The sequence below is a fragment of the Providencia hangzhouensis genome (assembly GCF_029193595.2).
Classification (GTDB): domain Bacteria; phylum Pseudomonadota; class Gammaproteobacteria; order Enterobacterales; family Enterobacteriaceae; genus Providencia; species Providencia hangzhouensis.
The window spans coordinates 2,164,191-2,186,688 of sequence record NZ_CP135052.1 but is presented as its reverse complement, the minus strand read 5'-3'; the positions used below and the strand labels follow the sequence as shown (position 1 = coordinate 2,186,688).

At 41.2% G+C, this 22,498-nt stretch carries 36 protein-coding genes; 17 read left to right on the top strand and 19 right to left on the bottom strand.

All coding sequences use genetic code 11. The features are described 5' to 3' along the window. Positions 1–26 precede the first annotated feature (26 nt). The 18 genes from PZ638_RS09795 to PZ638_RS09710 all read right to left on the bottom strand — a co-directional run bounded on the left by PZ638_RS09795 (position 27) and on the right by PZ638_RS09710 (position 11,614). Positions 27–1,016: a major capsid protein gene (locus tag PZ638_RS09795; protein ID WP_210853106.1), complete on the bottom strand. Its 990-nt coding sequence runs from the start codon at positions 1,014–1,016 to the stop codon at positions 27–29. Between the two features lie 16 nt (positions 1,017–1,032). Then, positions 1,033–1,701, bottom strand: a complete 669-nt coding sequence (locus tag PZ638_RS09790) for a peptidase (protein WP_275612154.1) — start codon at positions 1,699–1,701, stop codon at positions 1,033–1,035. Continuing rightward, positions 1,698–2,021, bottom strand: coding sequence for a Bbp19 family protein (locus PZ638_RS09785; RefSeq protein WP_275612153.1), 324 nt, complete (start codon positions 2,019–2,021; stop codon positions 1,698–1,700). Before PZ638_RS09785 ends, PZ638_RS09790 begins: the two co-directional genes overlap by 4 nt. Next, on the bottom strand, positions 2,018–3,670 hold the full coding sequence (locus PZ638_RS09780; RefSeq protein WP_144141205.1) for a portal protein: 1,653 nt from the start codon (positions 3,668–3,670) through the stop codon (positions 2,018–2,020). The genes PZ638_RS09785 and PZ638_RS09780 overlap by 4 nt, the downstream gene beginning before the upstream one ends. 15 nt (positions 3,671–3,685) lie before the next feature. Beyond that, the gene (locus PZ638_RS09775) at positions 3,686–3,901 is read right to left on the bottom strand and encodes a hypothetical protein (protein WP_004253720.1); all 216 of its coding nucleotides are present in this window, start codon (positions 3,899–3,901) and stop codon (positions 3,686–3,688) included. A 186-nt stretch (positions 3,902–4,087) separates the two neighbouring features. Continuing rightward, the gene (locus PZ638_RS09770; RefSeq protein ID WP_275612152.1) at positions 4,088–5,569 is read right to left on the bottom strand and encodes a terminase; all 1,482 of its coding nucleotides are present in this window, start codon (positions 5,567–5,569) and stop codon (positions 4,088–4,090) included. Then, complete coding sequence (locus tag PZ638_RS09765; protein ID WP_414703352.1) at positions 5,566–6,132, bottom strand: terminase small subunit; 567 nt, start codon at positions 6,130–6,132, stop codon at positions 5,566–5,568. Before PZ638_RS09765 ends, PZ638_RS09770 begins: the two co-directional genes overlap by 4 nt. 38 nt (positions 6,133–6,170) lie before the next feature. Continuing rightward, positions 6,171–6,806 carry a hypothetical protein gene (locus tag PZ638_RS09760; RefSeq protein ID WP_144141199.1) on the bottom strand — a complete coding sequence of 212 codons (636 nt, stop codon included), beginning with the start codon at positions 6,804–6,806 and terminating at the stop codon, positions 6,171–6,173. 28 nt (positions 6,807–6,834) lie between these two features. Continuing rightward, on the bottom strand, positions 6,835–7,176 hold the full coding sequence (locus PZ638_RS09755; RefSeq protein WP_144141197.1) for a hypothetical protein: 342 nt from the start codon (positions 7,174–7,176) through the stop codon (positions 6,835–6,837). A 66-nt stretch (positions 7,177–7,242) separates the two neighbouring features. Then, entirely contained in the window at positions 7,243–7,737 is a 495-nt protein-coding gene (locus tag PZ638_RS09750; RefSeq protein ID WP_239407192.1) for a hypothetical protein, read from the bottom strand. Between the two features lie 25 nt (positions 7,738–7,762). Continuing rightward, positions 7,763–8,035 carry a hypothetical protein gene (locus tag PZ638_RS09745; protein ID WP_239407193.1) on the bottom strand — a complete coding sequence of 91 codons (273 nt, stop codon included), beginning with the start codon at positions 8,033–8,035 and terminating at the stop codon, positions 7,763–7,765. A 2-nt stretch (positions 8,036–8,037) separates the two neighbouring features. Then, positions 8,038–8,286 (bottom strand): hypothetical protein, encoded by a 249-nt coding sequence (locus PZ638_RS09740; RefSeq protein ID WP_275612150.1) that lies wholly within the window; start codon positions 8,284–8,286, stop codon positions 8,038–8,040. A gap of 10 nt (positions 8,287–8,296) precedes the next feature. Beyond that, positions 8,297–8,503: a hypothetical protein gene (locus tag PZ638_RS09735; protein WP_006658842.1), complete on the bottom strand. Its 207-nt coding sequence runs from the start codon at positions 8,501–8,503 to the stop codon at positions 8,297–8,299. Between the two features lie 132 nt (positions 8,504–8,635). Further along, the gene (locus tag PZ638_RS09730; protein WP_239407196.1) at positions 8,636–8,998 is read right to left on the bottom strand and encodes a RusA family crossover junction endodeoxyribonuclease; all 363 of its coding nucleotides are present in this window, start codon (positions 8,996–8,998) and stop codon (positions 8,636–8,638) included. Next, positions 8,995–9,414, bottom strand: a complete 420-nt coding sequence (locus PZ638_RS09725; protein WP_231136826.1) for a hypothetical protein — start codon at positions 9,412–9,414, stop codon at positions 8,995–8,997. Before PZ638_RS09725 ends, PZ638_RS09730 begins: the two co-directional genes overlap by 4 nt. Positions 9,415–9,636: 222 nt before the next feature. Beyond that, complete coding sequence (locus PZ638_RS09720) at positions 9,637–10,110, bottom strand: replication protein P (RefSeq protein ID WP_275612149.1); 474 nt, start codon at positions 10,108–10,110, stop codon at positions 9,637–9,639. Next, complete coding sequence (locus tag PZ638_RS09715; protein WP_275612148.1) at positions 10,079–11,068, bottom strand: hypothetical protein; 990 nt, start codon at positions 11,066–11,068, stop codon at positions 10,079–10,081. The genes PZ638_RS09720 and PZ638_RS09715 overlap by 32 nt, the downstream gene beginning before the upstream one ends. Before the next feature lie 324 nt (positions 11,069–11,392). Then, positions 11,393–11,614, bottom strand: a complete 222-nt coding sequence (locus tag PZ638_RS09710) for a hypothetical protein (RefSeq protein ID WP_061063965.1) — start codon at positions 11,612–11,614, stop codon at positions 11,393–11,395. A 144-nt stretch (positions 11,615–11,758) separates the two neighbouring features. Between PZ638_RS09710 and PZ638_RS09705 the strand changes: the two genes are divergently transcribed. The 17 genes from PZ638_RS09705 to PZ638_RS09625 all read left to right on the top strand — a co-directional run bounded on the left by PZ638_RS09705 (position 11,759) and on the right by PZ638_RS09625 (position 21,277). Continuing rightward, a complete protein-coding gene (locus PZ638_RS09705; protein WP_061063964.1) occupies positions 11,759–12,358 on the top strand; it encodes a helix-turn-helix domain-containing protein in 600 nt (199 codons plus the stop codon). A 329-nt stretch (positions 12,359–12,687) separates the two neighbouring features. Beyond that, positions 12,688–12,852: a hypothetical protein gene (locus PZ638_RS09700; RefSeq protein WP_172767124.1), complete on the top strand. Its 165-nt coding sequence runs from the start codon at positions 12,688–12,690 to the stop codon at positions 12,850–12,852. Beyond that, positions 12,824–14,257, top strand: a complete 1,434-nt coding sequence (locus PZ638_RS09695) for a PD-(D/E)XK nuclease-like domain-containing protein (RefSeq protein ID WP_275612147.1) — start codon at positions 12,824–12,826, stop codon at positions 14,255–14,257. The genes PZ638_RS09700 and PZ638_RS09695 overlap by 29 nt, the downstream gene beginning before the upstream one ends. A gap of 55 nt (positions 14,258–14,312) precedes the next feature. After that, positions 14,313–15,374 (top strand): RecT family recombinase, encoded by a 1,062-nt coding sequence (locus PZ638_RS09690; protein ID WP_275612146.1) that lies wholly within the window; start codon positions 14,313–14,315, stop codon positions 15,372–15,374. Positions 15,375–15,413: 39 nt separating this feature from the next. Then, a complete protein-coding gene (locus PZ638_RS09685) occupies positions 15,414–15,716 on the top strand; it encodes a hypothetical protein (protein ID WP_140179383.1) in 303 nt (100 codons plus the stop codon). Continuing rightward, the gene (locus tag PZ638_RS09680) at positions 15,713–16,507 is read left to right on the top strand and encodes a DNA adenine methylase (RefSeq protein ID WP_275612145.1); all 795 of its coding nucleotides are present in this window, start codon (positions 15,713–15,715) and stop codon (positions 16,505–16,507) included. The genes PZ638_RS09685 and PZ638_RS09680 overlap by 4 nt, the downstream gene beginning before the upstream one ends. A gap of 41 nt (positions 16,508–16,548) precedes the next feature. Further along, the gene (locus PZ638_RS09675) at positions 16,549–17,355 is read left to right on the top strand and encodes a hypothetical protein (protein WP_275612144.1); all 807 of its coding nucleotides are present in this window, start codon (positions 16,549–16,551) and stop codon (positions 17,353–17,355) included. A 42-nt stretch (positions 17,356–17,397) separates the two neighbouring features. After that, positions 17,398–17,757, top strand: a complete 360-nt coding sequence (locus PZ638_RS09670) for a hypothetical protein (protein WP_275612143.1) — start codon at positions 17,398–17,400, stop codon at positions 17,755–17,757. Next, the gene (locus tag PZ638_RS09665; protein ID WP_275612142.1) at positions 17,750–18,067 is read left to right on the top strand and encodes a hypothetical protein; all 318 of its coding nucleotides are present in this window, start codon (positions 17,750–17,752) and stop codon (positions 18,065–18,067) included. The genes PZ638_RS09670 and PZ638_RS09665 overlap by 8 nt, the downstream gene beginning before the upstream one ends. Beyond that, positions 18,067–18,522, top strand: a complete 456-nt coding sequence (locus PZ638_RS09660) for an ASCH domain-containing protein (protein WP_275612141.1) — start codon at positions 18,067–18,069, stop codon at positions 18,520–18,522. The genes PZ638_RS09665 and PZ638_RS09660 overlap by 1 nt, the downstream gene beginning before the upstream one ends. 69 nt (positions 18,523–18,591) lie before the next feature. Then, entirely contained in the window at positions 18,592–19,284 is a 693-nt protein-coding gene (locus tag PZ638_RS09655; protein WP_275612140.1) for a hypothetical protein, read from the top strand. 45 nt (positions 19,285–19,329) lie between these two features. Next, on the top strand, positions 19,330–19,584 hold the full coding sequence (locus PZ638_RS09650; protein WP_275612139.1) for a phiTE_015 family protein: 255 nt from the start codon (positions 19,330–19,332) through the stop codon (positions 19,582–19,584). Next, a complete protein-coding gene (locus PZ638_RS09645) occupies positions 19,577–19,870 on the top strand; it encodes a hypothetical protein (protein WP_154632332.1) in 294 nt (97 codons plus the stop codon). The genes PZ638_RS09650 and PZ638_RS09645 overlap by 8 nt, the downstream gene beginning before the upstream one ends. 2 nt (positions 19,871–19,872) lie before the next feature. After that, complete coding sequence (locus PZ638_RS09640; RefSeq protein ID WP_275612138.1) at positions 19,873–20,034, top strand: hypothetical protein; 162 nt, start codon at positions 19,873–19,875, stop codon at positions 20,032–20,034. Then, positions 20,024–20,263, top strand: a complete 240-nt coding sequence (locus PZ638_RS09635; protein WP_275612137.1) for a hypothetical protein — start codon at positions 20,024–20,026, stop codon at positions 20,261–20,263. The genes PZ638_RS09640 and PZ638_RS09635 overlap by 11 nt, the downstream gene beginning before the upstream one ends. Before the next feature lie 182 nt (positions 20,264–20,445). Beyond that, the gene (locus PZ638_RS09630) at positions 20,446–21,099 is read left to right on the top strand and encodes an MT-A70 family methyltransferase (protein ID WP_275612136.1); all 654 of its coding nucleotides are present in this window, start codon (positions 20,446–20,448) and stop codon (positions 21,097–21,099) included. Next, entirely contained in the window at positions 21,092–21,277 is a 186-nt protein-coding gene (locus PZ638_RS09625; RefSeq protein ID WP_275612135.1) for a hypothetical protein, read from the top strand. Before PZ638_RS09630 ends, PZ638_RS09625 begins: the two co-directional genes overlap by 8 nt. 5 nt (positions 21,278–21,282) lie before the next feature. Here the strand turns inward: PZ638_RS09625 and PZ638_RS09620 are convergent, their stop codons facing one another. Further along, complete coding sequence (locus tag PZ638_RS09620) at positions 21,283–22,488, bottom strand: tyrosine-type recombinase/integrase (RefSeq protein ID WP_275612134.1); 1,206 nt, start codon at positions 22,486–22,488, stop codon at positions 21,283–21,285. Between the last annotated feature and the right edge of the window lie 10 nt (positions 22,489–22,498).

The following is a 22,498-nucleotide window of genomic DNA, read 5'->3' as shown; positions in this document are numbered from 1 at the left end:
TTCAGGCACCGCACAATAGGCCAGCCTTACTTAGCGACCACCTGATCCTCAGTTGTGAGAATTGCATCGGTACGGCGCACAGGGATTTCATCAAAAGAAACAACCTTCTTCCCTGCAACTTCTTGCATAGAAATATTGACGTTCTTTGAGTTTTTAATCTGGCGGCGCATCCAGCTACGAACTTGCTGATTACAATAGAAAACAGGTTTACCCATAGACAGATTAGGGATTTTCTCAATCGCCTGAATCAATAAATCAGGCAAGTCGATAGCCCCTGCTGCTTCTGGATCTTTGGTTAACTTGGAGAGGTCAACGTTAGCGATACGAACCACATAACGCCAATCGCGCATAGTTAGACCATTTTTCCATTGGAAATGGGTACGGTAGCCTTGATATTTACCACCGTCTTTATCTTCTAATGTAACTTCGCCTAAGTGTTTCTGTTCAAGACCAGCCTTAGAACCTTTAGGATAGATGCCATGAACGGTATTCTGCCCCCACACCACTAACCAAATAGAAGTTAAATTGCTGCCAGTGCCACCAGCATCAATGATGTTTACACCATTCTTAGCGTTTAAATCATTGAAGCGTGCTGACAAACCAGTGAAGCGCTGTGCGTGTACAGTAGTATCACCATAAAACAATGTTTCAGCCATTTGCTGGTTCATGGATTCAATGAAGGCCTGTGCTTCTGACAATAAAAACTCACTTGTATTACCATTAATATCAGCAAGTTCTTTATCAACTTCTGAGTAAGTTTCCAGCATACCTGTAGCATCTGTAACTTGTGCAGTAGTTGATTTGCTTGGCGGCACACCATAGTTCAACAAACGCCAAGTTGCAGAAGGTAAACCGGTGCGGACAGTTGTACGATGGCCTGTAGGTAAGTTACCTTCAACAAAAACCATATCATCAAGAATTTCGTTAGACTGGTTGAGCAGTTCAACGATCTTCGCTTGCTTGCTGTTTGGGTCTTGACGCTTAGCCCAGTCAGCCAATGTTAGAGCTTGAGGCATAATTTTCTCCTATACCTTATTTGCTATCACCAAAAAGAACATCCGCAGCACTGCGAGCGTTTTCACTGCTGCCACTAACAAAACCGTCCTCAGACATGGCCTTGCCAATTCTTGAAAAAATACGGAATAACTCAGGATGATTACCTAGTCCTGAATCATTTAAATATTGCTTGAGCTCTGGCGTACCGAATTGATCCATAGCTTTTTGCGCGTTACCAATAGACTCAACGGAACCAAGCTCTTTATCTGCTTTAACCGTTTCTGCCCATTCGGTTACTTGCTTTTGCCATGCGGCCTCTTGCTGTTTAGCAATTTGCGGCATAATCGTAGAGCCGTACACATCAACAATCTTTTGCGCCTGCTCGTTGCTTAAACCAAGTTCACGCGCGATAGGCTCAAACGCCGCTACAGCTTCTTTGTCCAGTTCCTGACCTTCGCCAGCCGTAAACTCATACTTTTCAGGTGCAGTGCTTACAGGCTTCTTGTCAGTATCTTCCTGCTTAGTACTGGACGCATCATTAGTCTTGTCAGTTTCTGTACTAGTAGTCGTAGTCTGATCAGCCGTTGTTGATGTTTCAGTTTTAACCGCTGTAGTTTCTGTGGTTGTCGCAGCTGCACCCTCGCCACCATGAACTGAAACCTCATTACAAAGGCGACGAAACACCAAGCGTTGAAATAAATTCATTGATTGTTCTCCTGTTCTTTGGCTTCTTCTGCCATGACCAAATAGAGATCAGGGCAAACACTCATTACATTTTTAAACAGCTCCAATCCCTTATTACGCGCGCCCTCATTAAATGCTGTGCTATAGGGATCAGAAGAAAAAGAAGAATGGAAAACTCCACTCGCAGATAAAATTTTCCAGATAAAGCGACGACCGAACTCAGTATTCATAACCTGTTTTAAATCATCGTCTTCACGTTCTTTTCTAAGCTTGTCTTTAAGCTCTAAATCAGCCTGAATCGCTGCCTTTTCCTCTTCGGTGTAATCATCAAACTGTGTCATTGACCACCACCAGCAAGCGCAGCTAAGGCGCTGTTATCGTCCATAGGGGTATTGCCAAGAGCCTGAGCACCAGCAATCGCCTCTTGTGCCATTTGCTGTTGTTGCATCTGCTGTTGTTGCTCTGCGCGTTGCTGACGAATAGCAGCCACTTGGTCATTAGAGGAAACGATAGTTGGGGAAACACCGATTGATTCAGCGTAGTTATCAATCATTTCGTCGGTGTTCAGCTTGTCGAGTGCCTCTGGTTTCATATTCGCCAAACCACCAACGAAGCCTACAAAGCGCTCAATGCTGCTTGCTCCAATGGATTTTTGCGCTTGTGCCATTACGGAAATGTATTCAACCTTAAGCTGCATACCCTGCATTTCTTCTGGTGGCACGGGTAATAGGTTTTTACGCGCCATGATTGCGAACGTACGATTAATTAACTTGTCGAGTAGTTCAGAATCCAAGCGTTGTAAGACAGGCCCTAACATGAGTAACTTCTCTTCACGCATTTCAATTACTGCCTCAACAGGCATTGAGCGCGTGTTTACAGACTGCATCATCATGAAAAGGTCAGAGAAATAGGCCTCTTTGATTTGATTACGAGTATCACCAATATCAGCAATCAAGCCGTTAATGTCGGCCTGTACTTGAAATATCGGCTTAATCATTTGGTCAGCGCCAGCCATTGGTAGATAAGTTATTCCACCCGGCACAAGGGAAATTCGTTGATTCTTAATCGATGCAGGCGCTTGCATTGGTGGGTTAGTGACTTTATCAATCTGCTGTGCTTTGCGGCGCTGCAATAGCTGCAATGCTTTAACGCTACCTAACGCAATCATACCGGGGCACGATGAACCGTAGACGTCTTCGCCGTTAACTTCCCAACGTGGTGCCATGATAGGGAACTCATCAAAGCCAGATTCACGTAGAACACGGTCGCTATCGCCACCCATTTCAAAGTAAACGGATTTAAATAGCTTGTTCTTAGCGTCCAGCTTTCCGCTGATGCGGTTTAAATTCGGGTAAACTGAATGAATGACGGTGATCCACTGGCTATAGTTGCCAGAGTCCCACATGCTTTTAACCTGTTCACTCACATTGTCTAACCCGAACTCCATAACCAACTGGCGCACTGTCATGCTGAATTCACGGAAACAAGTGTCTACGGTTAAGTCAGGTCCATTAGCAATGTAATAACTACCAACTGGAAAAGGTACAGTGCGAATAACTCGCTCGTTATCTTCCAGCACAGCTAATGCGCTGGTGGCAAAGGTGCCAATATCGGAATAAGTTTGCGGTAGTGATTGATAGATATTGGAACGGTTGAACACTTCGTTCATGCGTTGCTCAACGACTTCAAGCCACATTTTTACAGGGCTATAATTCATCATGTCAGGGTCTGGCGTAGCCAAACGGAACCACTTACGGGCAGGGCTAGTTATCCCTGACATCATGCCACTTGATAAAGTACGCTCTGATTTAGCCGCTTCTTGGTCGATGATTTTCGTATTACGTCTATCACCGCGATTAACTTCTGATGTGTTAAAACGAGTACTACGAGGGCGAGTATACTCTGCAAGCTCTTTCCAGTGCGGCTCAAATGATTGGCGCTCATTCTTAAGCTGTGAGAGTTGTTTTAATAAATCCTGCTTTAAACTCATACCGCCCCCGTTAGGTTACTGACCAAGTAGCGTTTTACCGCTGGTTGATGCTGCATTGGTTGTACCCTGCGCACCTGTTAGCAATGTTGACTTACGACCAGCGGCAGCACGGCGGCGGCGTAGCTCTTCATCACGCGAACCTACTACAGCCTCGTCCTGCTCTTGTGGCGCTGCCTGAACTGGTGGAGGGGTTTTAATCTTTGGGGTACCACCTAGGATATTTCCGCACATATAACACCTCAGCAAAATAAACAATAATATACTTTATGATTTATTGTATATCTTATTTGACAAATATAAAACCAAGATATACATTTTGGTTATCGGTCGTTAGTCGGATATTCCTTTGCCCGTTATCAAGTGACTTTCCTTTGCTTACATTTGCCCTCGCTGTGAGGTTTTTTTTTTGCCTGTTAGTTAGGCATATGGATCGTAATCAGCATCACTAACAACGTTACTTCCCTGACTAGATGTAGAAATGTTGTGGCGTTCTTTTTTGGTGACTGGGTAAGCAAATGTTAACGCTAGCGCATCACCTTTACCTGGTGAGCGTCCAATACGTTTTTTAATATCAACCTTGGATTCTAATAGTATTTTACCGCTTAGCTCCACCTTGTACTCTGGTGTTGATAAATCCTCGGCAACGTCTTGATCGTCAATAGCCCCGCCTATCTTGAGCCATGACTTAACATTGTTATACATTTCTCCGCGCTTGTTCAGCATTTGTGGGTCAGTTGATGCGCCATTGAATTGCACAAGCTGCCAATCTCGCCCCCAACTCATACCAACTGAATAAATACCAGTACCGTAGCCAAAGTCGATATGCACAGCATCAGCCTGATACTGATCCTCATAGTCAGCAATACGCTTTGCCATAACGATATCGTCAGTAGTTTTGTTACCCGTCCACAGGCATTTACTGTGCAGCCCTTGCCGCAAATAAATTACGGCATCATCATCACCAGAATATGCAGGATCAACACCTATGATAATTGGTGCGTGTGATACTTCGGCTTGTGTTACTGTGCGCTTCATTGCTGCATCAGTTAGGCCAGTGGGTATAAATTGGGTTTCAGATGTTGATGGAAAGATACCGCGCACACGAACCTTAACAAAGTCGCTATCCTCGCCCCTGTCCTCTATCCATTTATCAATCTGCTCTTTGTTGGTACCTTCAACCGTACGGCTATCAATCTGCTTAGTTTTCCAGCGGTGCTTAAACTTACGAAAACACTCGCGGAAGCGGCCTGTATTACGCGTCGGGTTACCAAATGCTATCCAGATGATTTCTGTATTCTCATCCGTCAAAGCTCCTTCAGCTACTTCCCATACTAGATCCGCAATGTTAGAGGCTTCATCGAAAATCAGAATGATGCGCTTGCCTTGGTTGTGTAGCCCTGCGAATGCTTCCGTATTGTTCTCCGACCATGGCACAGCATCAGCACGCCAAGCATTAGCATGATTGGGGTCATTGGAGTAGATAGCTGTTTTGGTGCATGTAAACCAATCCTTGGTGATAGATAGGCGCTGCCACTTCGCTATCTCTGGCCATGTTTTAGTTCGTAGCTGGTTTTCTGTATTGGCAGTGACAACCACCTTGCAATCTTCGCATGTGTCCATGCCCCACTTGATGATCATCGATATGAAAGCAGATTTACCGATACCGTGACCTGATGCCCTAGCAAGCTGTAGAGGTTGGTGCCGTGTCTCTGGATTTCTCAGATGTTCGCCTATTTCGTTTAGTGCTTCCGCTTGCCATTGCCGAGGACCATTAGCATTTTCAAGTTCGGTACCAGCTTCCCCCCAAGGAAATGCGTAAAGCGCATAACTTAACGGGTCATGCGTAAACATGCCGATATCGTTGATTAGCTGCTCTTCTGGCGACATGGTATCAATCATTGCTCACCACCAGCGGCACGCTTACGGGCTGCTGCCAACTTATCAGCAAGGGAAATAGTTACATCGACCTGATAGCGCTCACGGAATGCGTTGACGTCAACGTGCTTACCAACAAGCTCTAATATCTTTACCTTGTCGAGTAACTTAACTTTCTTGATTCGCGTGTCGCCGTCAATATCGATGATATCGAACGCTGCAACGCTCTTGCGCCAAATAGGTGACCATTCACTGATAGGCTTGATATCGCCCGTATTGGTTAGTATGTCGGCAATATCGGCATCCAGCATATTAACCAATCGCTCTAACACACTGTCAGCGTCTAGCTTCTTGCGCTTATTACGCTGCTGCATAAGCTGTGCGATACGGTCAATGACGCGAGGATCTTTCATGAGTTGGGATGCACGCTTACAGGCGCTACCTGCAGCATAGCCTGCTGCTAAAGCTGCATTGGTTTGATTATCAGGGGCTTTGATATATTCCTGACAGAAGCGCTCCATTTTAGCGTTAAGCTGTGTAGGTTTTCTGGCTGGTGGCTTACGTGGTTTCTTTGTGGTCATAATCATCACCTCTGCGGTTATTATGACCACTGAAAAGATAAACTTCAATTAACATTAGGTTTGTATTTGTAATGTTCTTTTATTTCTAACCATAGCTTTTTGTAGGATGGCCTGATATTAATTTCTCTTTCAAACTTACCAATAAATGGTAGTAAACCCTTTACTATGCCATCTTCACCACTAGACATACGTTCAGATATTGTCGTTAATACATCAATATCATTTCTAGTTATAGAGTCTACACAAATGTCTATGCGTCTCGACATTGACTCAATGGTAAAATTTAAATCCTCTAATGTCGGTTGTAGTTCTGGTGATATTTTTATAACTTCCAATAAAAATAAATTATCAAATTCCTTAGGAAATTTTGGTATTGTAACATACGCCTTAGCGTCATTGGTCTTTAGGATTCTTATCTGCTTCCATAACTGGTTTGGCGATAAAATTAAATCCAACTTATTAGCACCTTTAATTTTCTTTGAAAACTCAATAAAAAAATTAATTTGCCGCATGACGCAATAAGCTTCCATGCAGCCAATAATTCTAATCCACTGAACGTCTTTTTTATTCTTTTTTCTTTTCCTTATCAATTCCAATATCTCCTTAACTAAAAATAATGACACTGCAACTGTGGATGTAACTAAAGCAGTAATAGGTAAAAACGTTAATTCCTGTAACATAACCACTCCCATTAAATTAATTTACCAGTTATTCTACCTCCAATTTAATCTCATGCCACCCTTTAGTATTCCAGCACTCAGCGGCACCAGATAAGCAACAATTGGCTACTGGTAGCTGCTCCCCACACTTACCACAGCACCGCTTTGATAACTCCGCAATCTCACGCTTTAGCCGTGCATCATCGTTACGTATGAGCATTTGAATGTATTCCGATTCGTCGTACGGTTCGCGCCCTGGTCTACGCAATGCACAATTGCGCTTAATCATCTCGTGCTCTTCGACTTCGACCTGCCACTGCGGAGTAACCAAGCCAGCTTCACGCTGGCGCTTACGTTGCGCTGCTTTACGCTCTGCTGGTGATTTAGCCATTGAATAACATCCCTACAGATACGGCGAACACACACCAGAATGCAGCAAAGACCAAGTAACGTTTAATCATGCTACACCGCCTTTTTTATTTGGATAGCCATCATATATTTCATGTAAATACCCGCGAATTTGCAGCCTGCGGAGTGCACTATACAAATGATTGCACTCAGCTTGCTTATTTGAATTGAAAGGCTTCTCTGTGTACCATTCGCAATTACCAGGCCATCCATGAACTTTATAAACTTTTTTACCTTTAACATGTAATAACCCCCAGCCAACTGGCAGGTCTTCTATTTTGATAATCTCAGGAGGTGAGATATAAAATCGCCAATCTCCCATGCCAAGTTCAGGGTTTCTTCTAAACCTTTTTTTCTTGTCTGCTAGAAAATCAGAACGACTTATCTTTGCTTCAAGCAAGCAGCTTGAACCGTTTCTAAACCCAATGGCGTCAGGTTGTTCGCCTGTATTGTTCACTGTTTGAAATCTGTCACCGAAAGCAACTTTGAATCCATTTTTATTTAGAAAATTAACTGCTATTTCGCATAATTCCGCATGTGTCATTTTTAATTTAACCTTGCGTGACATGTCACGATTGTTTGTTTAGTTGAATTAACGGAATATCGAAACCAACGTGATTACCTCCCGTTAACTGCTCAAACTCTTTCTTAACTGCACTAATCACCTCGCCTTCGCTATCCATGAATGCCACAGGCTTTTGTTGAGTGAATGAGAGGTTTTCACGAACAACATCATCAAGATACGTACAAATCGCATACACTTCTTGAGATGAGATATTTTCAGGTGATGTAGAGCCGTCAAGAATGTCGTAGCACAGCCTGATTGCGTCGATATCTGCCATGGTTATTTACCCCTAGTTTTCAGCATTGCATCAGCCATGCGGTAGTACATCTCAGCACTCTTACTAAACGTTGCTTCACCAGAGTTTTCATCAAAATAACCTGAACGCTCATCCTGTGCCGCCCAATCCCCCTGCATAGCAGCCATAGCGAACTGGTCACGCAAATTACCTGTAGCTGGCACTGGACTACCGCATTGAGCCATTTCATGCGGTTTTTTATACATCATTTCTTTAAACTCTTTATCGCTCATAACCTTACCCTCAAAATAACGAAACTTGTTTAACTACTGTTTTCCCACGGCGCTTAGGCTTAGCCTTTGTGTTACCGCCGTACTTATCCATCCAAACTTTTGCTACGTGAAAGCAATCATCAAACATGGCGCCGCGCTTACTTGCCTGTGAACATCTGCGGTAATGTGCGATACCTTCATCAGCAGCAAGCTGTAATGCCCCCCCCCTGATAATCAAGCTCCTGAAGCTTCTGAATGATGTTCTTTCTGATAAAATCTTCTGGACTCATAAGGACTTACCTCATTCATTCAACGATTCGTTAATCCGCTCACAAACTTACCCACTGGTAACAAGTTCATGATTTGTCGATTATTGCGGTAACCTTACCGTTATCATTCCAGTGTGGCCCCACACCTTAGAAACTCGCCCATCCCAGATACGCGAATCATCGTCAAAGATGGCGTCCAGCAAGGCTTTCTCTAAGTTGTCCTTGTCTGGCTTTTGCTGGTGTGGCTTACCGTCCATTTCAGCCTGTTTTTCCTTGCTCCATGACTTAGGCATAGGCATAACAAAAATCACGTGGTAATCGCTCTCAGGCAGATTAATGCCTCTTGCTCTCACCTCGTCACAGAACGCCCTGTAACGCATTACGGCTGGACGCTTCTGCCATTTGTCACGCTGCGTCATGCGCGGCTTAGGTACGGGAACAACTGGATATTCAAGGGTTTTCATACAGCTAAGCCTCGCTTAATGCGCTTAGCTCTCGGTTTTGCTAGTAATTCATTGAACATAATTTGTAATCGCGCTGGTTCACCTGTTTGGCACCATGGGCCATATTCAGGTATCACGACTGGTGATTTAACTTTCTTTGGCTTACTGGTTCTCACCTTGTGGCGTTGACTACTGCTAGCTTGTCTAGCTAAACCAGTCTCGTAGTTATCATTCAGCTTGTAGCCAAATGCTCTTATCCCGCCCTCTTCAACGGTTACCAATAAAACAACATTAAACTGTTCCAGTTGGTTCAAGGCGTCCTTTGCAGTGCAATATGGAACCTTAATACCGTTGCTTTCAAAATGGTCTCTAATCGCTTTTAACGACATGCTTTGACCGCCTTTGAGTAGCTCTATAACTCTATCCTGAAATAACATAACCATTACCTCGAATTCGATTAACCCACGCGGTTAATATAAACAATTTGTTTATCTTTTCAACCATAAAAAATCAGTAAGAATTGATTTTCTTACCACCCTTTAAAACGCTCTGTAATGCTCTACATTTGATTTTTACACTAAACCTATGGGATTTATCATCCTGCATATCAAAAGCGCCTGTATGTTAATCCTGCTTGCGATTTTGATAACCTTTGAATCTTATTGTCTCCGTTGTTTACCTTTTTCAATTAAATCCATCCAAGCAGGACGAGGTTTTGATTTATCAGCAAGCCTTAGAGTTGGCTTTGGTATTTTTCCACCAGCGGCTACCTTCTCAGACCATTCAAGCAATGATTTCTTCAAGGTCTTTTCAACTTCTGGCTCGGTCATGCGTAGATCAATCATCTTTCTGCGCGTATCTGTAAATATCCAATACTGAACATGATGGCGGTATGGGTACATTTCAGCGCTGTCATACATGCCACGATCACGACAATAGCGTTTCCAGTCAGTAAGCATCACATCAAACGGAATACCAAAAGGGTTTTGCTTAACAGAGTCATCAGATAACGCGACAATCACGTCTGATAATTCTGGTGGCCATGGGTTTCCGTTCATGCAGCGGTCGATACAGAATTTAAACAATCCGTCCAGTTGCTGGTCACTCAATGCGCTTAGCGCTTGTTTCCACATCAATGACGGTTCCGCTCCATTCTTGTTGGTCCATTTGTCCCCATACAGCTCCGTCAGTTTGAGCCAAAGAGTCGAGATATTCCTGTCCGTGCTTTGCCCTGATTGCGTGTTCGACTTTCTGAACTGCTCTCGACTTCCCCGCAGCTGGATCAAATTTGAATTCGCCTGTGCCATAATCATCACCTTTTAATGCAAATAAGCCCTGCCAGCCATTTGATATTGACTGGAATACAATTCTTGCTTGTGTGTCTTTGTTCCCACCAGATAGGTTTAACAACTTTGTGATTGCCGCCTTTAGGCTCCTTTCTGATTTATCGTATGCTGTTAGTTTTAACTCCTTGCGGTACTGCATCCATTCTTCCCATGCTTCTAGGTTCAATTCATTTGGATATTCAAAATCATTAACCTTAACTTTTTTAACTTTGGGGGGTATGGGGGGTTTTACTTTCTGTTCCTGTTCTTGCTCCTGTTCCTGCTCTTGGCTTCCAAGGGTCTTTGAAGCCCCTCCGAAGCCCCTTTCATTTTTTACTGATGATTCACGCTTTTCTGTCAGGTTAAAACTTGATTCATATTTATCGTAAAAATCTGATAAAAATAGATTTTTAGGCTGACTTTCATACTCTCTTTGTATACCTATACATCGGTTATCTGATGGTTTTAATGACGTGGCTATTTGGTACTTTGCCATTTCGACAACCCAAACAACTTCCGCAGTTTCGTCATAGTGGCAAAAACCCGATTCAACACACCTTTGAAGCCCCTTTGAAGCCCCTTCTAAGCCCAATCCTGTTTCATGCGCAATATAGATAATTGGTAGGTAATACATACCGATCATGTTTGCGTGCGGGTTCGTAAGCAGGTACATCGACACAATAAGAGCCTCATGCCCTTTCTCTCGGATCTCCTTACCCGTTTTTCCAATCCAAAATTGCGGAGAAACCTTTCCGTAATCACGCATACAAACACCACTCACTTAGCATTGATAATTAATTGCTTTAATGTTGACCTATACTCCATGGAGCTTTCGTAGTTACATGTAACGCAAGCACCATTAGCAACATAACGCTCAGCAATATGACCGTTTTTACATTTCTTACCTGTGAAATAGCGCAGCTTGCCTTGGGAAGCAGCTTCCATTCTTGACGTAACTTTCACGTTTTGACCTCATTATGTTGTGTGACTTGGTATGAGATTACACAGCAATAAAAAATAAATCAACCATAAAAGATCTATTGTTTATCCATCCAATCAAAAAAAGACCGCTTTCGCGGCCTAGTGTGATTTACTTCATAAATTTGTCTGCTATTTGGTCTAACGTTAGCTCTATACCGAATGAGTTAAGAGCTTTCTGTAACCGCTTAGCTGTCTGTAATGACACGCTACGACTGCAATAGCGTAGATGAATAGAAATATACTGAACGGTCAGGTTTGCGCTGTCTGCAAATTGCTGGCGTTCACGTTTAGATAGACCATTCCAGAATGTTTTGAAGTCTGTAAATGCCATATTAACCACCTAAAAAGATAAACATCAATCAAGATTTTAAATAATGATAAACAAATTGGGAATTTACCTCAAAGGTTAATTTGATATTTAATAGATAAACAGAATAAACAATATCGAACAAAATAAACGCAAGGGAAAAATACAGTGAAAAGCATTCAGGATATCAGAAGAGACAATCTTGTCTTTGTGATAGAAAAGCATTACGAAGGGAAACAGAAGAGCCTAGCGGCAGCGCTTGGTTGTGCTCCTAATGTTATTTCTCGTTATTTAATGTCATCAGATATGAAAAGTCATCGCTCGCTTAGCGATCCTATTGCTAGAAAGATTGAGCACCTTACCAAGCTACCTAAGTATTACATGGACAAGGATCACTTGAATGTCCCTGCTGAACAGATTGCAGACGAATTAGCCCGCCAGCCTACCGACATTGGGCGCATACTTGGTGATAACATCACAACATTCATGCTAATTGATGGCTTTAAATCACAGGCCCAGTTATCAGTTAAATCCGGTTTAGGCCAAGCCACTGTAAACCGCATTATTAAGAATGAGTCCAGTGCTACTGTTGATAGCGTTGCTGCTATTGCGGAAGCCTTAGGCCGTAAGCCATACGAATTACTCATGTCTAAAGATGATTCAGATGTTCTTCATTACGATCATAAAAAATTTGCGGCATTGCCCGATAACGAAAAAGAAAAGATACAAGACTTTATAGAGTTCATAATTAGTAAAAACGAAAAGTAAAACAAAGCATTACATTTACAGCCAGCCTCGAGCTGGCTTTTTTATTCACGGAAAAGATAAACAAATTGGTTATTTATTTGTTTTTAACAGTTGACAACTGTCTTTTATGGTTTATTCTTTATCTCATATTAACCCACAAGGTTAATGCTCTTTAACAATACAGAATGGCTATCACACTCCTAAATTCTGTGAGCCGCAGAATGTCTTAGCTAACCCGTAGATTCGGAATGCAAGATTTGGACAGTGACAATATTAATCAATCTAGCTGTTTTAGCTGGATTTTTTTCACGCCACAAACATAAACAAGTTGTTTATCAAAGGTGATTGAAATGATGTTTTTTATCGAAAATGGTTTTCATGTATTTATCGTACGTGGAAAAAGACAAGAATTCATAAATTTTAAAGATGGTATCGAGTGGGCTTTCGTCACTTGGATAGCAATTCAAACCGACAAGGAATTATCTAATGAGCAATCAAGAACAAGAGCAATTTGAACAACGCAAATTAAGCAACATTGTTAGCGCAATCTTAATGGCCAATGACATTAACACGCCTGAAAACATTGATAAGCTAACAAATCACTTGAACAAAACCGCCACCAGCGAAGAATTTGAACCGTTCGAAAAGGTAGCTTTTGAGTTAAGCATTACCACTACATCAACGCCAAAGCTGATGTTTCTACATGATAACGACATCATCAATGCTTACATTCATATCATTAAGAACCCTGATAAATTCCGTTCTAACATTGACCGCAAGAAATACTTCCAGTCTTTGGTTTCGCCTGATAAAGAGGAAGTTACCGAACCTGCTAAACCTGATGTGATTACTCACGCCAGTGAAGATAAACAAACTGGTAATGCAGAACCAGAAATTATTGAAGAATGCCCCGTAAATGAACCACCTTACTTTGAACCCGGGCGTTATACCGATATTTCAAATGATGATTACCATTCATCAAACGGCATTAGCAGCACGATGTTGAAAGATGGTCGTATCAGCTTGATGTACTTCGAACGCCGCCATATCAGCAAAGTTATTCAGCGTGAGCGTTCAGAAGCCTTAGACTTCGGTAGCTTGTTCCATACCTTGGTTTTAGAGCCTGAAAAGGTTGAAGATGAGTTTAGCCTAGCACCTACTATTCCTGCTGGTGCGTTTACTAATACAGACTCAATTAAAGCCTTCATCCGTGAATATAACGCTGACAAGCCAAAGACAGAGCAACTTAAGTTAACAGGTAAGAAAGAAGAGTTAGCCGCATCTGTTAAAGCCGTTAAGCCTGATGCAGTTTTTGAAGATGATTTAATCAGCGCATGGCAAGCCGATGAATCACGCATTCGCATTACAGGTGATCAGTACCGTTTAGGCAAGGCTATGCAGCAAGCCGTATTTGACCATCCAGAGGCTGGTAAGCTGGTAACTCACCCTAACCGTGCAGTTGAAGTTAGTTATTACGGTATCGACGATGACACAGGCTTAGAAGTTCGTGTGCGTCCTGACTTAGAGATCCAGTATGACGAAAACCTAAGAGTTGGTTTTGACCTTAAATCAGCTTCATTAGGACGATACAAGCAGGATGCAATCACAGCAATGATACGCAAGGAAATCATTAACCGTGATTACCATGTCAGCGCTGCAATGTACTGCGATATCGCCATGCTAGACCAGTTCTTCTGGATATTCGTCAACAAAGACGAAAATTACCACTGGGTTGCAATCGTTGAAGCATCACCTGAACTGCTTGAACTTGGTCGCTTGGAGTACAAAAAGACGCTGCGCGATATCAATAACTCAATGAATACTGGCGTATGGCCTGCCCCAGTCACCGAAACGCTCACAATTAATCTTACTGACTTTGAAACACGCAAGTTAGAAGAACTTCAATTAGAAGAAGCTTAATCCATTCTAGCGCCCTGCTCACTACATGGCGCTTATCAATTTAGAGGTAATCATCATGTCAGAAGTCGCTTTAAGTAACCAACCGCAAACCAGTGTCATGAATAACATGTCACTTCTTTTTAATCCAGAAGCAATGAATTGTGTTATCCGTATTGCTGATTTAATGGCATCTGGTACCGCGACGGTACCTAAACATTTACAGGGCAAACCTGCCGATTGTTTAGCTATTGTAATGCAAGCGTCTCGCTGGGGAATGGACCCTTTTGCTGTAGGGCAAAAAACACATTTAATAAATGGCACGCTTGGCTATGAAGCGCAACTAGTTAATTCGGTTATCACTAGCTCAAAAGTTGTTGATAGCAGATTCCATTACGAATATGGCGGAGACTGGGAAAAAATTGTAGGTGTAAAAGAAAATCGTGACGAATCAGGTTTATATATTCGTGTTGGTGCAGTTCTCAGAGGTGAAACGGAAATTACATACGGTGAACCGGTTTACTTAGCTGATGTACAAACGCGTAACTCACCGCTATGGAAAACCATGCCGAAGCAACAAATTGCTTACTTGGCTGTTAAATACTGGTCGCGCCTGTATTGCCCTGAGGTGATTATGGGGGTTTATACGCCAGATGAACTTGAAGAGCGTACTATCAAAGATGTTACCCCACAAAAAGAACGCGTAAGCCTCAATGAAATTACTCAGCAAAATGAGCCTGAGCAACATCAAGAAGCCACCAGCGGCGATAGCAATGTAATAACAGGTGAGATTGTTGATGATGGATTTAACCCTGATGAAATGCGTCAAGCAATCAGTAACGCTGAAACATTGGAACAGTTCAAAGCTATACGTAGCCAAATTGAAGAACTCAAATCAGTTATGGGTACTTCGTTGTATACCGAACTCACCAACAAAGCTAAACAGGCTTATCACCGTGTCGATTCACGCAACAACCTTGAAGCACAAATTAACAGCCTGCCTGCTGGTGGCTCACCAGAAGCTAAAGCAGCATTCGAAAAGGTTGTTCAATTCCTTACTGCCAACAAACGCAAGCTTGGCGATGAGTTGTTCGATTCATTCAGTTTGACGCTGAACGACATGAAAGACGAATACCAATAATAAACTTGTGGTGGGGTTCGCCCCACCTTAGGGGAAATTATGAATTTAGAATCATTAAAATTAGAAATTATTGGCATAGAAGAAATCGGTACCATTGGGAAAGTTATTTCTTCTGACTTAGTTAAAAAAGTAACTGGCTTGGGTAGAACGGCATTAGATAGCCGTGATAAAGAAGGTATTCTAAGAAAAATCTATTTAGCCCCGCGCAAGCATGTTTACTTATTGGATGAGGTAAACGCTTATTTAGATGACTGCATCACCAATCCAACCATGTACAAAGAAGACGAAGAAAACATAAAACAAGCCAGACAAGCACCCGGTGCTAAAAAGGCTAAGCAATGACTATCAAGCATCCAGTAATACGCTACCACGGTAGCAAGTTTCGCTTAGCTAAATGGGTGATTAGCCACTTCCCTGATCACCGTTGCTATGTTGAACCATTCGGTGGCGCGGCTGGTGTTCTAATGCAAAAAGAACCTAGCTACGCTGAGGTTTATAACGATTTAGATAGTGAGGTAGTTAATTTATTTCAGGTGATACGTGATAAAGCAATGAATGAACAGCTACAACGTGCTTGCTACTTAACACCCTATTCACGTGATGAATTCGAACTGGCCAGAATAAATATCAATGACCCTATTGAACGCGCTAGGCGAATGGTTGTTCGTGCTTGTATGGGTTTTGGTTCCGCAGCTTCATCAGGTGGAACATCAGGTTTCCGCTCTGATAGTAAGCGCAAGTATGCAACAGCTTCACACCTTTGGGCTAAATACCCTGAAAACCTAGCTGCTGTATGCAGTCGGTTGCAAGGTGTAATCATAGAAAACAAACCAGCAATTGAATTAATCAAGCAGCATGACAGCGCTGATACCTTGTTTTATGTAGATCCCCCCTATGTTCCATCCACCAGAGTAATGCGAAATCGTTATTACAACTTTGAACTCACCACCGATCAACACCATGAATTACTGCAGGTACTTAAATCAGTATCTGGCATGGTTGCTATCAGTGGCTATGAATCAGAGTTGTACAACGATGAATTATCAAGCTGGCGAAAGGTAACAAAACAATCCCGTATTTCCGCAGGTCGTGGCACTGGAACCCGAACAGAATGCCTGTGGATGAATTACTAACCCTTCCCTATGTGATTTAACTAACCAATTAGGTAATAACCATGAAAGATAACAATACTATTGCTGATAGCTTGGCAAATGATATTGCAAAACATTGCTCTGAATTTGAAAAATCACCTGAGTATGCAGAAATGATCCGCACTCATGTTAAAAGCCTTTATGAGAAAGCAATTAAAGATACTTTCAGTTGGGGTAGTTTTCCAGATCGAGTTAAAAAAGCTCTTGAATCAGCGCTTCCAGAAAATATTAGTGAAGTGGTCGACCTGCCTAAATATAACCTATTAATGGCTAAAGAGCTTTCTAGCCAATGGGAAATGAATGGTGTCAGCGAGCAAATGGTTAGCGGCATGAAAGATTTGGTATTGAAATTTATCAAATCACATGAAATTCCAAAATATATCAAAGCATCTGACCTTTGGAAGGCATACGTAGATCAATATCAAGAGGAAGCGGCTCATGAGGGCTGGGGAAGACCACTAGTGATTATTTCCGAGGGAGAATATACATGGGAAAAAGGATTTTTTCATATCGGTTTGGAGAAAGAGCCAGCTAGCGACTCTCCATACAGCCATAGAAGCAAAGAAAAATATCATCAGTGCGATACCTACCTTAGCTTCCATCAAAAAACCACTAGAGAAATGCGTGAAGACGTAGCAGTTATGCATGATGGGTATCCAGTTTACAGCCTATACGCTGGTGAGCTTGAATACCATGACACGCTTGGTAAGCAAGTTGTTCAGTTCCGTTCTGAGTTTGAGCGCCTTGTTGGTGCGCTTTATTACGGTGGTAGCTTGTTAGTTTTAGATGAATCTGACGCTGATGAGATTTATTACAGCAACGATTATTAACCAAAGGATATATTTGCAAGGATGCAAACAGGAGATAGATATATGTCAAAGTTAAACAAACGCGAATTGAACTATTTAGCGCCAGCAGTTTTATTCCGATGGGATATTGAAAAGTCATCACTTGACTCTAAAGGCTACTGGGATGGTGATCGAATACTTCCAGTAGCTGTAGGAAAAATGGCAGAAAAGCTTATATCCCAAGGCTACCTTAAAGATGTATCACTGATTCCTAAGAACTTACAACTTAGAGCCACAGAAAAAGCAAAAAACCTAGAATGCAAGAATTGTTGTCATGGACATATGCTTAATGAAAACGATGAGCGCATTGGTGAATGTCCTGTATGTAGTGGAATCGGTCTGGTTAACTCGCAGGGATGCAATAAGAGGAATGAAGATGATTGAGTTACAAAAACAATTTGAACCAAAAGTGAGAAATATATGCTCAGCTTGTAGTAAGGATGTTGGAGTTGCAAATTTAATTGTGGCGGGTGATGTGAATATTTGCTTTGAATGCGCTGATTTATCAAAACAGCTTGCTGATAAAAAGCGTAATGAGGTAGCTGAAAAGGAAATTCAGCAAATGGCGAAGGATTTATCACTCTCGAACATAACTGTTGATGCTGGTAATTTTGATATTCCTGATACAGGTATGGCTACCGCTTATATGTACGCAGAGCGGTTATATAAAGCTGGATATAGAAAGGCGGTGTAATGAAAGACAGAATAAAGTTTAACGATGCAATGTTAGCGGCTGTCATGAATGGTAGAAAAACGCAGACACGTAGACCGATTGAACCACAACCAAAAGTAACCGAGGAAGAGTTACGCAAGCTTGGTGCATGGCAAGAAGGTTACACACTATCAGAGCAAGTATGCGCTGCATGGCGACATGGATTTATTGACCCTGATTGCCCGTACGGTGAAATTGGAGACATCATCAACATTGCAGACAAGGACGGTAATATCAAAGGGAAAATTGAGATTAATGATGTTTGGCTGCAGCAAGTAAATGATATCAGTGAACGCGATGCTAAAGCCGAAGGGTTCGATGGGAAGCTAAGCGCTTACTCATCTGAGTTTGCTTTGATGTGGAATGCAATATACGGAATTGATAGTTGGATTAATAACGAATGGGTATGGGTGGTTGAGTTCAAAAAAGCGAACTAAGGAGGTATTTTGACAGTGGATTAGTCACATGGATGTGAGTATGATCCCTGCTTTGGATAAGGAGGAGCTATGTCTTACAAAAAAGAGGATTTTTTTTGCAGTGCAATGAAAACTGCTTTTTTAATTATATTGTGTTTAGTTATTTTTTTTCTTGGCATTTCATTTATTTATTATTCAAAAATGGATTACTCAAATAAAGTATCTTCAGGGTTCGGTTTCCTGTCGGCACTTGGTATATTTGCTACAATTGTAGTGTATTCTCTAGAAAAAAATGAAGCAGAAAAAAAACAAATGGTTATTGACCGTTTTATCAAAAGAAATCTAGTAACCTCCTTGAGTGAAGTGTTAATTGCAATTGAGGATATTGAAAAATTCACTAACAGTGATTTCGCATCAAAATATGCAAGTATTTCATGTACAGTCAAAAGAAATAAATACTTAACACTAAATGCTTTCGGGAAACACAATGAGTTTATAAATAGCAAAACTATAGCTACAAACTCTACAGATGAAATGATGCGTGAATCAATGAAAAACAGATTCATGACTAGCATGGATTTGATGATTATAGTTGAAGATGTGAATTTCACAATAATCGAATTAAAAAATATTATAGATAGAACAATTATATCTTCAATGAAAAATTATAATTTAAAAGATACTCAAAAAGTGGAAATATTAAATAGGTTTGTCAACGGTGATTTGATTTTAATAAAACAAAAAATATATAAAATATATGAAAAAATAGAAGATATGACATGACCCTGCACTAGCAGGGTTTTTTATACCTAAAATTCAGGAGTAAGAATGGATAAATCAAGGCGGCAGTTTGAAGCGGTATTAATAAAAAGAAAATTATCAACAGAAAAAAAGAACAAAAAAGATATTGATGATTATAAATATAGCTTAATTCAAATGATGTGGGAGGGCTGGCAAGAGTCACGCGAAAACTTAGAAATTGAGATACCAAAACCAATACAAATGCACGGGAACTGGTATTTCAATGCAGATATAGTAATAAGAAAACTAATCAGCAACGGAGTGAAAATAAAAAATGAATAAAGAATTGTTAGAATACGCGAAAGAATTAAAAAAACGTAGTGAGTCATTAATTAAAGCTGAACTTGAGAATGAAGAGTTTACTTTTAGGCTGAATGATTGGGATAAATTAATTCACCCTAAAATGTTAATTCAATTATGTAATGAGATTGAGCGAATTAACAACTTACAGCCTGTTGTTTATGCATCAGAAAAAGATATTTCAGATTTAAAAATATTCACTTATTTGTTTGCTGAGAGGCAAAGTTCAGAATCAGTTAATATTCCACTCTACCGCCTAGATAAATAACCATGCAAATAATCGGATATGTATTACTCATGCTAATACAGGGTTCTGCTGTGCCTGTATCTAAGCAAATATACACACAGCAAGAATGCGAGAGCCGTGCCAGTCAATTAATGATGGTGCGGGATGTTGAGATAGTTTGTGGGGAGGTTATTCGTGGAAGATAAAAGAAAAATACTTAATTCGTTATTTACCCGCTTGAATTTTGATGCGCAAGATACTGGGATGATTCGATTACGTAACGCTGAAATAGGAGGAAAGCTTCAAATAAGATGTACTGCGCTATGGAAAGAAGTAATTAACGCTACTGAGCCAACGGAAGATTTAATTAACCGATTAGCTTTATTTCATAGTGATGTTGAAAAAGCAGCTAAAGAAACTGGATTATACAAATGAATAAAACTCGTTGTGTATGGTGTAATAAGAAACTCAACAAAGAAGAGTTATTTTATTATGAATGCTCTTGTGAAAAATGTGAATATTATAGAGTTGCATTAAACAACAAAAATAAGTTTGATATTTTCGCTTTGAGAGTTGCATTCTATTTTAGAAAGGTAATTAATATAATGTAGGTAACAATGAAAAAATACAGCCTCATTTATTGCGATCCCCCTTGGCAATACAGCAATAAAGTTTCCAACGGTGCCGCAAATAATCACTACCAAACCACCAGCCTATTTGATTTAAAACACCTCCCCGTTCATACCATCGCCGCCGAAAACTCAGTCCTTGCCATGTGGTACACAGGTAACTTTGTGCAAGAAGCATTTGAGTTAGCTAAAGCATGGGGCTTTACGGTTCGCACGTCAAAAGCCTTTACATGGGTTAAGTTCAATTCACTAGCGCATGAGCGTTTCGATAAAGCGCTACAAAATGGAACCTTATTTGATTTTCATGACATGCTGGATCTACTCAATGCTGAAACCAAAATGAATGGTGGCAACTACACCAGAGCCAATAGCGAGGATGTATTAATAGCGACTCGCGGCAATGGCTTAGAGCGTATGAGCGCTAGTGTTAAACAGGTTGTGTTTAGTTGCTTGGGTGAACACAGTCAAAAGCCTTGGGAGGTTAAAAATAGGCTTGAAAAATTATACGGTGACGTTAATCGCATAGAATTGTTTGCGCGTGACATGTCACAAGATTGGGATGCTTGGGGTAATGAATGCCCGAATAACAGCATTGAACTTACTGGACCACAATTTATAACCAAGGAGGCTACCATTGATTGAGCTAATTTTGATAGCGTACGCATGGATTGCAGGTTATGTTTTCTCTGCAATTGGTAGCGAAAACGATAGCCGCCCAGTAATTATTGATCGGCTTTTTTATTCCGTATTTTGGCTGGTGGTTGGTGTATCGATGCTATCAACTTTACTGGCCACAAAAGTTTTAGACACAGAAAAATAAACCTCTTAAATTTTACCCTTCTCTTTTTCTATCCAACCATCCACCATATTAGCCCACTGCTGTAGCATATCGCGGCGCTGCTCTGCATACTCTGCTTTGTTATAAACAGCACGTACGCCTTTTTGTTCGTGGGCTAAGCACTTTTCTATCCAGTCAGAATTGAAGCCAGCTTCATGTAGCAGTGTGCTGGCGGTTCTTCTCAAATCATGGACTGTCAACGGTTCAAAATTAATCCCCTTCGCATTTATACGCTTAACAACACCGTCAATTACGTTATTTAACGCAGCATTAGAAAGCGGCTTGCTTATATCATATCGACCAGGAACTAAATAATTACTACCCATAGCACAGGCCTTAAACCCAACAAGCATGTCGTAGGCTTGTTCGGATAAATAGATTACGTGCGCCCTTCTTCTTTTCATTCTTGCCTTAGGTATGATCCAGCATCTCTCATCAAAATCAATCTCATCCCAAGTCGCTTTTATAAACTCACTTTTTCTAACTAAAGTTAATAGCACGAACTTAACGGCTAATTTAAGCGTTGGATAACAGCTATAATTTTCTAGTTCATTAAAGAATATACCAACTTCTTTAGCTGTCATTGCCCTATCGCGTGCCTCAAATGTAGCGATGGATGAAGCTTTAATACTGCTAACAGGGTTTTCTATCTCATAGCCACGATCAATAACGTAGTCGAACACAGAGCCAACAATTTCACGTATCTGCAAAGCTGTAGAATTACCGCCACGCTCTTTAATTTTTTCACATAAGGCTCTAACCTTTTGTGTTGTGATTTCTTCTAGCTGTAGTTTACCCAGTGTTGGGTATAGATCCCTTTCGACAATAGCAGTCTTCATATCTAGCGTGCTGTCTGCGAACCGGGTTTCTGATAGATATTTGACGGTATAGTCTTTCAGGGTAAACCCTACTTTTCGCTTTGTAATACCGTCTCGCTTCTGTGAAGCTGGTGATACTCCTGCGTTCAGCGTCTTTTTGGCGTCGATTAGCATTTCTCTTGCTTCTGCAAGTGTAATACCGTCATCGCTGTAGCGTCCAAACGTTATCGTTTCTCTACGCCCATTAAAGCGGTAATCATATCTAAATGATATAGAACCAGTTTTTGTAACAGCAACATACAAACCGTCACGATCAGCTACCTTATATAGCTTATCTTCTGGCTTTAAGCTCTTTAATTTTTTATCGGTTAACACGTCGGTATTC